The 14,484-nt window shown below is 73.5% G+C and carries 11 protein-coding genes and 1 pseudogene; 6 read left to right on the top strand and 6 right to left on the bottom strand.

Annotated features, from left to right (window positions below; genetic code table 11):
- Positions 1-97: 97 nt before the first annotated feature.
- From thpR to EIZ62_RS18130, 3 genes are read right to left on the bottom strand one after another with little or no spacing between them, the layout of a single operon-like run.
- The gene (thpR, locus tag EIZ62_RS18140; RefSeq protein WP_156693691.1) at positions 98-670 is read right to left on the bottom strand and encodes an RNA 2',3'-cyclic phosphodiesterase; all 573 of its coding nucleotides are present in this window, start codon (positions 668-670) and stop codon (positions 98-100) included.
- A gap of 50 nt (positions 671-720) precedes the next feature.
- Positions 721-2,055 carry an MFS transporter gene (locus EIZ62_RS18135; protein ID WP_156693690.1) on the bottom strand — a complete coding sequence of 445 codons (1,335 nt, stop codon included), beginning with the start codon at positions 2,053-2,055 and terminating at the stop codon, positions 721-723.
- 24 nt (positions 2,056-2,079) lie between these two features.
- The gene (locus tag EIZ62_RS18130; RefSeq protein WP_156693689.1) at positions 2,080-2,523 is read right to left on the bottom strand and encodes a MarR family winged helix-turn-helix transcriptional regulator; all 444 of its coding nucleotides are present in this window, start codon (positions 2,521-2,523) and stop codon (positions 2,080-2,082) included.
- Between the two features lie 132 nt (positions 2,524-2,655).
- Between EIZ62_RS18130 and EIZ62_RS18125 the strand changes: the two genes are divergently transcribed.
- A complete protein-coding gene (locus EIZ62_RS18125; RefSeq protein ID WP_156693688.1) occupies positions 2,656-2,844 on the top strand; it encodes a ribbon-helix-helix protein, CopG family in 189 nt (62 codons plus the stop codon).
- A gap of 103 nt (positions 2,845-2,947) precedes the next feature.
- Positions 2,948-3,222, top strand: a pseudogene (locus EIZ62_RS18120) (hypothetical protein).
- Between the two features lie 86 nt (positions 3,223-3,308).
- Here EIZ62_RS18120 and EIZ62_RS18115 read toward each other — a convergent pair.
- Positions 3,309-4,763, bottom strand: a complete 1,455-nt coding sequence (locus EIZ62_RS18115; RefSeq protein ID WP_156693687.1) for an NCS2 family permease — start codon at positions 4,761-4,763, stop codon at positions 3,309-3,311.
- A 202-nt stretch (positions 4,764-4,965) separates the two neighbouring features.
- Here EIZ62_RS18115 and EIZ62_RS18110 point away from each other — a divergent pair, with 202 nt between their 5' ends.
- Together EIZ62_RS18110 and EIZ62_RS18105 are read left to right on the top strand one after the other, a co-directional pair.
- The gene (locus tag EIZ62_RS18110) at positions 4,966-5,235 is read left to right on the top strand and encodes a DUF2530 domain-containing protein (RefSeq protein WP_156693686.1); all 270 of its coding nucleotides are present in this window, start codon (positions 4,966-4,968) and stop codon (positions 5,233-5,235) included.
- Positions 5,236-5,386: 151 nt separating this feature from the next.
- A complete protein-coding gene (locus EIZ62_RS18105) occupies positions 5,387-7,849 on the top strand; it encodes an HAD-IC family P-type ATPase (protein ID WP_156693685.1) in 2,463 nt (820 codons plus the stop codon).
- A 107-nt stretch (positions 7,850-7,956) separates the two neighbouring features.
- Here the strand turns inward: EIZ62_RS18105 and EIZ62_RS18100 are convergent, their stop codons facing one another.
- A complete protein-coding gene (locus EIZ62_RS18100; RefSeq protein ID WP_425281828.1) occupies positions 7,957-11,064 on the bottom strand; it encodes a sacsin N-terminal ATP-binding-like domain-containing protein in 3,108 nt (1,035 codons plus the stop codon).
- A gap of 353 nt (positions 11,065-11,417) precedes the next feature.
- Positions 11,418-12,341 (bottom strand): DUF3027 domain-containing protein, encoded by a 924-nt coding sequence (locus tag EIZ62_RS18095; protein ID WP_156693684.1) that lies wholly within the window; start codon positions 12,339-12,341, stop codon positions 11,418-11,420.
- A gap of 286 nt (positions 12,342-12,627) precedes the next feature.
- Here EIZ62_RS18095 and EIZ62_RS18090 point away from each other — a divergent pair, with 286 nt between their 5' ends.
- Positions 12,628-13,974 carry an MFS transporter gene (locus tag EIZ62_RS18090; protein ID WP_156693683.1) on the top strand — a complete coding sequence of 449 codons (1,347 nt, stop codon included), beginning with the start codon at positions 12,628-12,630 and terminating at the stop codon, positions 13,972-13,974.
- Between the two features lie 27 nt (positions 13,975-14,001).
- Positions 14,002-14,484, top strand: coding sequence for a DUF2771 domain-containing protein (locus EIZ62_RS18085; RefSeq protein WP_156693682.1), 483 nt, complete (start codon positions 14,002-14,004; stop codon positions 14,482-14,484).

Genomic DNA, 14,484 nt, shown 5'->3' with positions numbered 1-14,484 from the left:
GTCAGCCGAGCGCGGCCGCCACGGCGATGATCACGAACATCAGCACGAGCACACCGGCCATGATCCGGTTACGGGTCTTCGGGTCCACCCTTCGAGGTTAACCGGCCCCTCCGAGCGGCCAGGAGCCGACCGTCTCGTAACGCGGGTGCTCACCCGCCGCACCGCCGCGCGGGAGGTTGCTGCGCACCAGGGCCAGCTCGGTCACGTCCCAGCGGGAGCCGTCGAATTCCCGGAGCCGCTCCACGAAGGGCCGCAGGTCGACGGCGTCGTCCCGGCTGCGGGCGACCGTCAGGTGGGCCTGGTAGCGGCGGTGCTCGTCCATCGGGACGCCCGCCCGCCGGGCCGCCGCGTCCGCGCGCTCGGCGAGCAGCCGCATCTCGTCCAGCCCGCCCGCGGCGCCCGCCCACAGCACACGCCGCCCGAACCGCCCGCCCCCGTGGAGGCGCAGCGGGAAGGGCGCGGTGCGGTGCGCGCCGCGGGCGAGCCGGTCCCGCAGCTCCGGCACCACCCGGTCGTCGACCTCCCCCATGAACGCGAGCGTGAAGTGCCAGCCGTCCCGCTTCGTCCAGCGGAGGTCACCGGCGCCCGTGAGGGCCTGCAACAGGCCGACCTCCGCGGCGAGTTCGTCGACGGCCACCCGGCTCGGCAGCACGGCAGCGAAAAGCCTCATGGCGCGAGGTTACGCCGTCGGCGCGGCGCCCCCGCCCGGCACCGGCGACGTCAGGCCGCCGTGGCCAGGTGCTCGCGCGGGACGAACCGCACGTGCGGGTGGCGACCCCGCATCTCGACCTTGACGCGCAGCCCGCCCAGCCGGGCGAGGACCAGGCCGATCACCACGGCCGCGACCAGCGAGACGGCACCGCCGGTGGCGAAGCCGACGCGGGCTCCGTACGTGTCGGTGATCCAGCCCAGCAGGGGCGCGCCCACCGGCGTACCGCCGACGAACACCATCATGTAGAGGCTCATCACCCGGCCCCGCATCACGGGGTCGGTGGCGAGCTGCACCGACGAGTTCGCGGTGACGTTCACGGTCAGGCCGAACATGCCGATCGGCACCAGCAGCAGCGCGAACAGCCAGAACGACGGCGACAGCGCGGCGGCGATCTCCAGGACGCCGAAGGCGACCGCGCCGCCGACCAGCAGCCGCAGGCGCGAGGTGCCGCGCCGGGCGGCGAGCAGGGCGCCGATGAGGGAGCCGACGGCCATCAGGGTGTTGAGGAAGCCGTACGTACCGGCGCCGGCGTGGAAGACGTCGTCGGAGAAGGCGGTCAGCCAGATCGGGAAGTTGAAGCCGAAGGTGCCGACGAAGCCGACCAGGGCGATCGGCCAGATCAGCTCGGGGCGCCCGGCGACGTACCGCAGTCCCTCGCGCAGCTGTCCCTTGCCGCGCGGCGCCCGCTCCACCTGGTGCAGCTCGCTGGTGCGCATGAGCATCAGGGAGGCGAGTGGGGCGAGGAAGGACAGGCCGTTGACCAGGAAGGCATAGCCGCTGCCGACCGACGCGATCAGGGCGCCGGCGACGGCGGGGCCGACGAGGCGGGCGGACTGGAAGTTGGCCGAGTTCAGGCTGACGGCGTTGCGGACCTGGGCGGGGCCGACCAGCTCGGAGTAGAAGGACTGCCGGGCCGGGTTGTCGACGACCGTCACCATGCCGAGCAGGAGCGCGATCAGGTAGACGTGCCAGACCTGGACGTGTCCGGACAGGGTCAGCACGGCGAGCGCGAGCCCGCACAGGCCGAGGGCGCCCTGGCTGATCATGAGCAGGTACCGCTTGGGGTAGCGGTCGGCGATGACGCCGCCGTACAGGCCGAAGAGCAGCATGGGCAGGAACTGCAGCGCCGTCGTGATGCCGACGGCGGCGGCGGAGCCCGTGAGGCTGAGGACCAGCCAGTCCTGGGTGATCCGGGCCATCCAGGTGCCGGTGTTGGACACGATGGCACCGGTGAAGAAGAGCCGGTAGTTACGGACCTTGAGGGAGGAGAAGGTCCGGTTCCGGGTGGTGTCGTGGTCGGGGTTGTGTGCGGGTGCGGAGAGTGCTCCGGGTCCCGTACTCAAAAGGTTCGCCTCCTTGGCGTCGGTTCACAGATGCGCGAGCTTCTCCAGCACGGGTGCGGCGGCACGCAGCTTCGCCCACTCGTCCTCGTCCAGGCCCTCGGCGAGGGCGGCCAGCCAGGCGTTCCGCTTGCGGCGGGACTCTTCGAGCATGGCCTCGGCCGTCTCGGTCTGGCTGACGACCTTCTGCCGGCGGTCGTCGGGGTGCGGCTCCAGCCGGACCAGTCCCTTGGCTTCCAGCAGGGCCACGATGCGGGTCATCGACGGCGGCTGCACGTGCTCCTTGCGGGCCAGCTCACCGGGGGTGGCGGAACCGCAGCGGGCGAGCGTGCCGAGCACCGACATCTCGGTCGGGCTCAGCGATTCGTCGACGCGCTGGTGCTTCAGGCGCCGGCCCAGCCGCATGACGGCGGAGCGCAGGGAGTTCACGGCGGCTGCGTCAGCGGGGTCACCGTGGGACAGGTCAGGCATGTATTTAGCGTAACTCATTACCCTGGCTAAATACCACCGGGTAGGGCGGGGAGTGGGAGGGGTCACCCGTACGAGTGAGAGCAGGCCGGAAAGTGACGCACCGGGCCGCGCGGGGCCGCGACTCTGGGCGGCATGGGATCGACGGTGCTCAGCCTGCGCATAGACGGAGAACTGCTCGACAGGGTGCGACTGCATGCCGCCCGCAGCGGGATGAGCGTCCAGGACTACGTGGTCCGGACGCTGGTACGGAACGACTTCGACGAACGCTTCCAGGCGTCGGTCGACGAGACGACGCGCTTCTACGACGCGCGCGGCGCGTAACCCCTGCGCGGGGGCCCCGGACGGGCGGACCCGGGCCGGCGGACCCGGACGGGCGGCCCCCGGACTTGATCCTCACGCCGCGTGAGGCCCGAGGGTGGGGCGCATGAGCGACTGCTACGACGCGTTCGAGGTCAGCCCCGTGCCCGCTCCCGGCCCGGATGCCGTGCCGCCGGAGCCGTTCCGCGGCATCTACGGCATGCCCGCGTTCGCGACCCTCGTCGAAGTGAGGTGACGGTGATCACCCCCGAGAACGCCCGGATCGTCCTCACCGCGGCGAAGCCCTTCGATCCGGCGGGCGAGGAGGTGCGCAACCTCGCGGCCATCGGGATCACCGTGCCGGGGACCGGCGAGGAGGGAGACGGCGGGGAACCCGCCTGATCCCCCGGGCCGCCTGATCCCCCCGGGCCGCCTGAGCCCTCCGGGCGGGCCCGGGACGCCGCCCCGGGCCCGCCCCACGGGCGCCGTTACGTGAGGCCGAGCGCCGGCATCGCGTAGTAGAAGGCGAAGACCGCGGACACCGCGTACATCGCGACCGGGACCTCGCGGCCGCGGCCCGCCGCCAGGCGCAGGACACTGAAGGCGATGAAGCCGATGCCGATGCCATTGGTGATCGAGTACGTGAACGGCATCATCACCATCGCCAGAAACGCCGGCACCGCGATGGTGAAGTCGGACCAGTCGATGTCCTTCACCGAGCCCGCCAGGATCAGGAACCCGACGGCCAGCAGGGCGGGGGTGGCCGCCTGCGAGGGGACCATCGTGGCGATCGGGGTGAGGAAGAGCGCGACCGAGAACAGCGCACCCGTGACGACGGACGCCAGGCCCGTGCGCGCGCCCTCGCCGACGCCCGCCGTGGACTCCACGAAGCAGGTGGTGGCCGAGGAGGAGGTGGCGCCGCCGGAGGCGACCGCGAGGCCGTCCACCAGGAGGACCTTGTTGATGCCGGGGAAGTTGCCGTCCTTGTCCATCAGCTTGGCCTCGTCGCCGACGCCGAGGATCGTGCCCATCGCGTCGAAGAAGCAGGACAGCAGCACCGTGAAGACGAACAGGCAGCCGGTCAGCACGCCGACCTTCCCGAAGCCGCCGAACAGGCTGACCTCGCCCACGAGCCCGAAGTCGGGCGAGGCGACCGGGTTGCCGGGCCACTCCGGGGTGGTCAGGCCCCAGGAGGGGACGTCCGCGACCGCGTGGATCACCATCGCGACGATCGTCATCACGACGATCGAGATCAGGATGGCGCCGGGCACCTTGCGGACGATCAGCGCCAGCGTGAGCAGCGTGCCCAGGACGAAGACCAGGACCGGCCAGCCGCCCAGGTGGCCGTCGGCACCGAGCTGGAGCGGGACGGTGGTGTGGGCGGCGTCCGGGATGCGGGAGACGAAGCCGGAGTCGACCAGGCCGATCAGCATGATGAACAGGCCGATGCCGATCGCGATGCCCTTGCGCAGGCCGAGCGGCACCGCGTTCATCACCCGCTCCCGCAGGCCGGTGGCCACCAGGAGCATCACCACGAAGCCGGCCAGCACGACCATGCCCATCGCGTCCGGCCACGACATGCGGGGCGCGAGCTGGAGGGCGACGACCGTGTTGACGCCGAGCCCGGCCGCCAGGGCGATCGGGACGTTGCCGATGACGCCCATGAGCAGCGTCGAGAACGCGGCGGTGAGCACGGTGGCGGTGACGAGCTGGCCCCCGTCGAGCTGGTGCCCGTACATGTCCTTGGCGCTGCCGAGGATGATCGGGTTCAGCACGATGATGTAGGCCATCGCGAAGAAGGTGGCGAATCCGCCGCGCACCTCGCGGGCGACGGTGGAGCCACGCTCGGAGATCTTGAAGAAGCGGTCCAGGTGGCCGCTGGCCGACGGCTGGGGGGACGGCGGCTGGACGGCGTCCGCCGGCGCGGGGGCCGAGGAAGGCATGCGAAACCTCAGAGTGCGGGGGCGGGGAAACGAAAAGAAAGCGACCCTGGCCGGTCACATTTGGTCATTCACACGAATGAAACCGGTCAGACACAAGACGTTTCAGTATGAACGCATCAGTCGAAGATCGGTATCTCCGCGCGTAGAGCCATGCCTCGCACGGGCCCCGGGCCGCGCCGTGAGCCCCGCCTACACTGTGCACATGGCGAAGTGGACCCCCAAGCACGAGGCACCCGAGCCCCTGGAGGGGCCCGTCGTCGCCACCATCACCGGCGGCACGATCCTCTGGTTCGTCCTCTTCCTGGTGCAGGTCCCCTTCTACGGCTGGTTCGCCGACCGCGACCTCACGTGGTGGGTGTGGACCTGCCTCGCCGGAGCCGGGCTCGGACTCATCGGCATCTGGTACGTCCGCAAGCGCGACGCGGCGCTCAAGAGGGCGGCCGCCGAGCAGCACCACCCCGACCCCGCGTAAGCACCACCCCGGCACGTACGACCACGCGACCGTTCCCGTCGTACCACGGGACCGTTCCCGTCGTACCACGGGACCGTTCCCGTCGTACCACGGGCGGAACTTCACGCCACTCACCGTGTGCGGGGGCGGGGACGGCCGTACCGTCGGACACATGACGCAGCGGGCGAAGATCGAAACCGGCGGCACACCCCGAGCCGGCGGACCGGCCATCGACGCCGGGGCCGAACTCGACCCCGTCCACCCGGTACGGCCACCCGTCCAGCACCGGCCCGCCGGGCTGACGGCCGCCGAGGTGGCCGAGCGGGTCGCCCGCGGCGAGGTCAACGACGTACCCGTACGCAGCTCCCGCTCCACCGTCGACATCGTCCGCGGCAACGTCTTCACCCGCTTCAACGCGCTCATCGGCGTCCTGTGGGTGATCATGCTGGTGGTCGCGCCGATCCAGGACAGCCTCTTCGGCTTCGTCATCGTCGCCAACACCGGCATCGGGATCATCCAGGAACTGCGCGCCAAGAAGACCCTCGACTCCCTCGCCGTCATCGGCGAGACGAAACCCACCGTCCGGCGCGACGGCCGGGCCGCCGAGGTCCACACCTCCGAGATCGTCCTGGGCGACTGCATCGAGCTCGGCCCCGGCGACAAGGTCGTCGTGGACGGCGAGATCGCCGAGGCCGACAACCTGGAGGTCGACGAGTCGCTCCTCACCGGCGAGGCCGACCCGGTCCTGAAGCGGCGCGGCGACCAGGTCATGTCCGGCAGCTTCGTCGTGGCCGGCGGCGGCGCGTTCACCGCCACCAAGGTGGGGCGCGAGGCGTACGCGGCGCAGCTCGCCGAGGAGGCGTCCCGCTTCACGCTCGTCCGCTCCGAGCTGCGCTCCGGCATCTCCACCATCCTCAAGTACGTGACGTGGATGATGGTGCCGACCGCGATCGGGCTCGTCATCAGCCAGCTCGTCGTCAAGGACGTCGCCTTCAAGGACTCCATCGCCCGGACCGTCGGCGGCATCGTGCCGATGATCCCCGAGGGCCTGGTCCTCCTCACCTCCGTCGCCTTCGCGATCGGTGTCATCCGGCTCGGCCGCAAACAGTGCCTCGTCCAGGAGCTGCCCGCCATCGAGGGGCTCGCCCGCGTCGACGTCGTCTGCCTCGACAAGACCGGCACGCTCACCGAGGGCGGCATGGACGTCACCGAGCTGCGCCCCCTGAACGGCACGGACGAGGCCTACGTACGCACCGTCCTCGGCGCGCTCGGCGAGTCCGACCCGCGCCCCAACGCCTCCCTCAAGGCGATCATCGCCGCATATCCCGACCACGAGGAATGGCGGTGCACCCAGGCGCTGCCCTTCTCCTCCGCCCGCAAGTACAGCGGCGCCGCCTTCCAGGAGAGCGACGGGCAGTCCAGCACCTGGCTGCTCGGCGCCCCCGACGTCCTCCTCCCCGACGACGACCCCGTCCTCGGCGAGACCGACGACCTCAACCAGCAGGGCCTGCGGGTCCTGCTGCTGGCCCGCGCCGCCGACGGCGACGCCGAGCTGGACGACCCGGCCGTCGCCGACGGCGCCCACGCCGCCGCGCTCGTCGTCCTGGAGCAGCGGCTGCGCCCCGACGCCGCCGACACCCTCGCCTACTTCGCCGACCAGAACGTCGCCGCCAAGGTCATCTCCGGCGACAACGCCGTCTCCGTCGGCGCCGTCGCCGGCAAGCTCGGCCTGCCCGGCGCCGAGCACACCGTCGACGCCCGCAAGCTGCCCGCCGAACGGCACGAGATGTCCCGGGCGCTCGACGACGGCGCCGTCTTCGGGCGCGTCACCCCGCAGCAGAAGCGGAACATGGTCGGCGCGCTCCAGTCCGGCGGGCACACGGTCGCCATGACCGGCGACGGCGTCAACGACGTCCTCGCCCTCAAGGACGCCGACATCGGCGTCAGCATGGGCTCCGGCTCCGAGGCCACCAAAGCCGTCGCGCAGATCGTGCTCCTCAACAACAGCTTCGCCACCCTGCCCGCCGTCGTCGCCGAGGGCCGCCGCGTCATCGGCAACATCACCCGCGTCGCGACCCTCTTCCTCACCAAGACGGTCTACTCCGTGCTGCTGGCGATCCTCGTGGTGTGCAGCGGCATCGAATACCCGTTCCTGCCCCGCCACCTCACCCTGCTGTCCACCCTCACCATCGGCGCGCCCGCCTTCTTCCTGGCCCTCGCGCCCAACAAGGAGCGGGCCAAGCCGAACTTCGTCCGCCGCGTGATGCGGTACGCGATCCCCGGCGGCATCGTCGCCGCGGCGGCGACCTTCACCACCTACCTGCTGGCCCGCTCCCACTACAGCGGGACGGACGCCCTGGGCGCCGAGACCAGCGCGGCGACGCTCACCCTGTTCCTGGTGTCCATGTGGGTCCTGGCGATCGTCGCTCGCCCCTACACCTGGTGGCGGATCGCGCTGGTCGCGACGATGGCCGGGGCGTTCGTCCTGGTCCTCGCGGTGCCGTGGCTCCAGGACTTCTTCGCCCTGCGTCTGGTCGGCACGACGATCCCCTGGCTGGCGGTCGGCATCGCGGCGGCGGGCGCCGCGCTGGTGGAGCTGGCCTGGCGCTACGTGGACCGCAGGTACCCGGCCTGAGCCGCGCCCCGGCCGGCCGGGACCCCGGCTGACGGGGGTCCCGGCGGCGTCGGACCCCGGCTGACGGGGGTTTTGGCGGCCCGGGACCCGGCCGTCCGGGACCCGCGTCAGTCGAACCAGCGGTCGCGGGCCAGCTCCGCCGTCCGGGACGGGTCCTCCAGCAGCGCCGCCACCTCGAAGCGGCGCGGCCACTGGCCCGCCGCCCAGGCCAGGCCCGCCGCGACGCCCTCCAGGGTGGCGGCGTGCACCGTGCCGTCCGGGGTGCGGCGCCAGTCCAGTTCGACGCCGCCCGCGCGCAGCTCCTCGTGCTCGACGTACACCGCGGGCGTACCGGCGCCGAGCAGGGCGTGCACCGCGTCCGGCACCTCGTGCTCCTCGCCCGCCGCCTCGACGTCCGCCTCGATCTCCTCGCTCAGCCGCCGCACCTGGAACAGCTCCGCCAGGTCCGCCGCCCGTGCCGGGGCCACCGGCAGCAGGGCGCGGCCCCCCGCGAGCGGCAGCAGGTCCGGCGCGTCGGCGATCAGCGCGTCGGCCGCGTCCACCACCCGCACCTCGCCGTCGACGACCGCGCGCAGCTCGTCGGGGAGGGTGACCTGCTCGGGGTCCAGGTCCGCGAGCGCCGTGTACAGCCCGTGCAGCTGCGCGGGGCCCACCTCCCGCTCCGGGTCGGCGAGCCGCGCCAGCAGCTCGGCCGCACCACCCGGCTCGTCCAGCAGGGCGGCGACGGTGGTCCGCACGCCGAGGGCGCGCAGCACCTGCGGGTCGCGGAAGCCGGTCGCGATGTCGACCGCGTCGTACAGCCCCTCCAGCAGCGGGTCGACGCCCGCGGCACGCAGCCCGGCGGGCCGCCGGCCGTCCAGCACCGGATGGTCGCGCAGCCACCAGGCGGTGTACGAACGGACCGTCTCCGTCGTCCCGTCCGGCAGCAGCACCCGCACCGGCTGGGTCAGCGCGTCCCGCAGCGGCGGGCGGGCGAGCAGCGCCAGCGCCTCGGGCCAGGCGTCGTCGTCGACGAGGTCCAGGTCCCGTACGGCGACGATCTCGGTCGCCACCGGCGGCACCGGGGTGTCCGGCAGCCGGTCCAGCACGTCCTCGCACCACACGTCGACGGCGTCCAGCAGACCGGCGTCGTCCGGCTCGGCAAAGTCCCCGTCGCGCGGCTCCAGTTCGTCCGGGTCCAGCACCACGTCCGTGGCCCGTACGAGCGCGAAGTCCGCCAGCACCCCGCACGCGGCGAGCGGCTGCTCGCCCCACCGCTCGGCCAGCTCCGCGTCCACCAGCGCCAGGGCGTCCTCGCTCATCACGGAGGCGAACGGGCTGCCGGGCAGCACCAGTTCACCCGCCGGGGCGAGCTCGCCGTCCTCGTCGGGCAGCGCCAGCGCACCCAGCCACGGCTCGTCGCCCGGCTCGAGCCCGGCGTCCCGCACCAGCGCCAGCACGGTCTCCGCCAGCTCGTCGGCGTCCGGCGCGTCCTCGTCCCACACCTCCCCCGCGTCCAGCGACCCGGCGACGGCCGCCCGCACCTGAGGCGTGGTCAGCACCGCGCGCGGCGTGGCGGGCAGGGCGCCCAGCTTCTCCAGGAGCGGGTGCGCGGCGTCCGGGTGGGCGACCTTCAGGCCCAGCCTGGCCAGATCGGCGGGCGTGTCCGGCAGCGGCAGCAGCACGTGCCGCGGACCGGTCGCGGTACGGCCGCCGGCCAGCGGCACGGGCAGGCCCGTCAGCCGGTCGGGGTCGACGCCCGCGAGCGACTCGTACAGCCGGTGCCACCAGCCGGGGGTGCGCTCGGTGCCCGCCAGCCGGTCGATCGCGTCACCGAGCGACAGCCGGGCCACGCCCAGGGCGCGCAGCTCGGTACGGCGCTCCAGGCCGGCCGGCAGCAGTGTCGGCAGGACCTCCGCGAGGACCCGTACGGTGTCGGCGCCCGCCCCCTCCACGACCTCCGCCTCGAAGGGGCGCAGCGCGGTCAGCTCCTCGGTCGCCACGGCCGGGGCCAGGAACGCCACCCGCGGCAGCAGCTCCAGCACCGCGGCCCGGACCGCCCCGTCGAGGACGCCCTTGCCGAGCGGCCCCGGCACCAGGTCGATCGTCCCGCTCGTCACGGGCCGCCACTCGGCGAGCAGTTCGGCGTACGCCTCGGCGGCGCGCCGCACCAGGAAGTCGGTGAGCGGTCCGGGCGCCGGGTGACGGCGGGTGGTGTCCAGCGGGAACGTCGCGATGAGCAGCGCGGGGACACCGAGCGGCTCGTCGGTGGGCGTCGGGGCGTGCACCACGGGCGCGGTACGGGGCCGCTCCGGGGCGCCCTCGCCGTCTACCGGCACCGCCCACGTCACCGCCCAGTGCGGCCGCAGCCGCTCCTCGACCGGCCGGTCCTTCAGCAGGTCCGCGTCGATGGCGCCCTGATGGCTGACCGTCCGCCACCGACGGGTGACCCCGTCCGTGTCGTCGACGTGGACGTACCCGTCCCGCTCGTGGCGGGTGAGCGTGCGCGTCCCCTTCGGGCCCTCCACGACGACCTCGGTCAGCCCCGGCAGCGTCAGCAGCAGCGCGTCGTCGATCCCGGCGAGCAGCCGCTCCACGAGGTCCACCGCGGCGGCGTCCCGCAGCGGCAGGATCACCACCGTGTCGTAGCCCTCCGGCGCGGTGCCCTCGGCGGGCAGCGGCAGCCGCAGCAGCGGTACGTGCCCGTCCCTGCGCCGCAGTTCGTCGCCCAGTCCGGGGCTGCCCTGCGCGGCGCCGGCCGCCATCTCGCGGGCCTCGCGCAGCGACCACCGCACGCCGCCGTGCCGGCCCACGACCGCCGGCTCGTCGCTCACCGCCAGCACCGCGGCGAACCCGACGCCGAACCGGCCGACCGCGCCCTCGTGGCCCTCCCGCTTGGCGGACGCGCGCAGGGTGCTCAGCGACTCGACACCCGTCGCGTCCAGCGGCGCGCCCGTGTTGGCGGCGGCGAGCACGGCGGGGCCGCCCGCGTCGGCGGGGTGCAGGGTGAGCCGCAGCCGTCCGGGGACGCCCGCGCGGGCGGCGGCGTCGGCGGCGTTCTGCGCCAGCTCCACCACCAGCCGGTCGCGGTACCCGCCGAGCGCGAGGTCCTCCTCGGCGTTGGCGTCCTCCCGGAACCGCGCGGGCCCGGCGCCCCACGCGTCGAGCACCCCGCGCCGCAGCCGCGCGGTCCCGAACGGGTCGGCCCCATCGGTCGCCGTCGCCCTCACGCTCACGTCGTGCTCCGCTCTCTCGCCCTGCGCCTCGTTCCGGAGCCCGAAGGTACCGCCTGCGGCCCACCCCCGGCCCCGGCACCTCCGCCCCGCGGCCGGGCACCGTCCGGCTCGCGCCGTCCGGCTCCCGCCGGTGGGCGGGGGCGGGTGCCCGGGCCCGCCCGCGGAAGGGGGACGCGCAGTGGGGGGTGTTCCGGGCGTAAGACGACTGAGCTTGCGAAGGAGAGCCCGGGACACCCCCCACGGAGCGGACCCCGACGGCAACCGACGCCCGGGGCGCGGAGCCCACGGCAACCGGCGGCCGAACCCGCCGGAAGGCGCGCCCGCCCGGGGGGAGGGCTAGGGCGAAACACGCCCTAGCTGTGGCCCAGGTCCTCGGACGCCGCGTCCGGGGACACCGGCGGCACCGAGCCGCTGTCGCGCGCGGGCCGCAGCGGGAACTCGTCGGCGCCCATCGAGTCGAGCACGGGCGGCGCGGGGCGCGGCGGCTTCGGCATGACGGCCGCCTCGGAGTGACCGCCGCAGCCGTACGTGAGGGACACCACGCGCCCGTCCGCGGGCGAGAACTCGTTGGCGCACACGCCGAACGCCTGCTTCAGCGACCCGCCCAGCGGCATAAGGAACCCGCACGACACGCACGGCGCCGGGGCGGCCTGCGCCATCGGGGTCTTCGCGCCGAAGTTGTCCTCCCACCGGTCGGCCGCGACGTGCAGCCCGTACCGCGACAGCACCCGCGCCCGCCGCAGCCCGAGTTCCTCGGCGACGGCCGCGATGGAGCCCCGCGAGGGCGTGCGCGAGACGAGGTCGGCGTCCTCGGCGTCGACGAGCTCGGCCATCTCCTCCGAGACGGGGGAGTTCGGCGGCGGAACGTCCTCACCGGTGTACCCGGGCTCCAGGCGCAGGTCGTCCTGCTCGGTGGGCAGCAGGTCGCCCGGCCCCATGTCACCGGGCCGCAGCCGTTCGCTCCACGGCACCCACTCGGGCGCGAGGAGCGCGTCCGGCCCGGGCAGCAGGACCGTCTCGCCGAGGGTGACGACCTTCGCGCGGGACGCGCGGGCCACCGTCACGGCCCAGCGCCACCCGCGGTAGCCGGGTTCACGGCATTCGAAGAAGTGCGTGACGACCCGGTCGCCCTCGGCGACGACGCCCGCGTGTTCGCCGATCACCCCCGGCGCGGCCACCTCCGCGGCCGCCTCCCGGGCAAGGTCCACCGCCTCGGCGCACAGGCGGTCGGGGGCGGGGGTACGCGGGGTACGGCTTCGCGTCGTCGCAGCACTCACAGGTCTCGCTCATCTCCTACGCCGTCTCACAGGTGCGCCGGCCGATTCGCGATGTACGGGCGGCGGGCGGAGCGGACCAGAGGGCCGCATCGACGTCCGCGCCCGACGTGTCTCGGGCACACCTATCGTCATCCATTCTGCGGGATGCCGAAGAGGCGCGCGGCCAAGAACTTCCGCCGGTGGCGCGCTACGCACGCTACCCCCTCCGCAGCCCCCCGCCCACCTGCCCGCCCCAAGTAGCCCTCATCACGGTTCGCCAAAGGGACTGCCGGGGCACTATGACGAGGTGGCAGCCGTGAGGTCGTCCGACGGCGCCGGGCCGCTCAGCAGGGCGGGCCGGCGGGTGGGCCGTGCCCTGCACCTGCCGTTCACGGGCACGGCGCGCGGTATCCGGAAAGCGACCCACGCGCACGGTGCGGGTGAGTCGGGTCTCGGGAAGCTGATCGAGCTGCACGCGGTGAACGGCGCCGGTGACGTGATGGTCACCGTCGCGCTCGCCTCCACCGTCTTCTTCTCCGTACCGACCGACGAGGCCCGGGGCCGGGTGGCGCTGTACCTGGCGATCACCATGGCGCCGTTCACGCTGCTCGCCCCCGTCATCGGGCCGTTGCTGGACCGGCTGCCGCACGGCCGGCGGGCGGCGATGGCGGGCGCGATGCTCACCCGGGTGCTGCTGGCCGTCGCCCTGTCGGGCGCGGTCGCCACCGGCGACCTGGAGCTGTATCCGGCGGCGCTCGGCGTGCTCGTCGCGTCCAAGGCGTACGGCGTGGTCCGCAGCGCCGTCGTCCCCAGACTGCTGCCGCACGGCTTCTCCCTGGTGAAGGCGAACTCGCGGGTGACCCTCGCCGGCCTGCTGGCCACGGGCGTCGCCGCGCCCGTCGGGGTGGGGTTGCAGAGCATCGGCCCGCAGTGGCCGCTGTACGGGGCGTGCGTGCTGTTCGCCGGGGGGACGCTGCTGGCGCTGTCGATGCCGCCGAAGGTGGACTCGGCGAAGGGCGAGCGCAAGGCGCACATGCTGACGCACGGCGAGCGGAAGCCGAGCCTGCGCACGGTCGGGCCCTCGGTCCTGCACGGCCTCCAGGCGAACGCCGCGCACCGTGTGCTGTCCGGGTTCCTGATCTTCTTCCTCGCCTTCCTGCTGCGGGAGCATCCGCTGCCGGGGCAGAGCGCCGCGGTGTCGCTGGGCATCGTCGGCGTGGCGGCGGGCGTCGGCAACGCGTGCGGGACGGCGCTCGGCGCGCTGCTCAGGTCGCGGGCGCCGGAGCTGATCGTCGCCGCGATGGTGACGCTCGCGATGACGGCGGCGATCGTGGCGGCGGTGTTCTTCGGCGGGCTCGCGGTGGCGGTGCTGGGCGCGGTGGCGGGGCTGTCGCAGGCGCTGTCGAAGCTGTCGCTGGACGCGATGATCCAGCGGGACGTGCCGGAGGTGGTGCGGACGTCGGCGTTCGCCCGCTCGGAGACGCTGCTGCAGATGTCGTGGGTGGTCGGCGGCGCGATCGGCATCGTCCTGCCGCTGAACGGGACGCTCGGCATGTCGGTCGCGGCGGGCATCCTGGCGCTGGGCGTGGCGGTGACCGTACGGGGTCTGCTGTCCGCCGCCCGGCGCGGCACGCCGCACCCCCGCGTGGCGTGATGCGGGGCGGCGTATAGCCTTCGGGCCATGACCGTTGCGTTCTTTTCCGGTAAGGCCCGCCGGGCCGGCGTCGCTCTGGGTGCCGTCTCCGCCGGACTCCTCGTACTCTCCGCATGCGGCTCCAAGCCGACCCCGCTCGCGACCGTGACGGTCGGGTCCGACTCGGTCAACGCCGAAGCGGCCTGCTACAACGACGGCAAGGCGATCGCGGAGTCGCAGATCCAGTCGTGCCTGAAGAAGAAGCCGGAGAAGACGATCACCGTCGCGGCCGACGACCGGATCCGCTTCGGCGTCGACCCGGAGGTCGCCGAGAACGGCTGGACGCTGTTCATCGGCGGGCAGCAGGCCGAGCAGGAGCCCTACAAGAAGACGTACCGCTCGATCCCGGCCAGCGCGTTCCTCTCCAGCCAGACCGGTGAGACCTCCAACACGGCGCAGATCAGCATCGTGGAGACCAGCGGCAAGAAGCTGACGGGCATCTGGCACTTCGAGCTGAAGAAGGAGTCCTGA

It is taken from the genome of Streptomyces ficellus (genome assembly GCF_009739905.1).
GTDB lineage: Bacteria > Actinomycetota > Actinomycetes > Streptomycetales > Streptomycetaceae > Streptomyces > Streptomyces ficellus_A.
The sequence above is the reverse complement of the archived record's forward strand: the minus strand, read 5'-3'. Positions and strand labels throughout refer to the sequence as shown.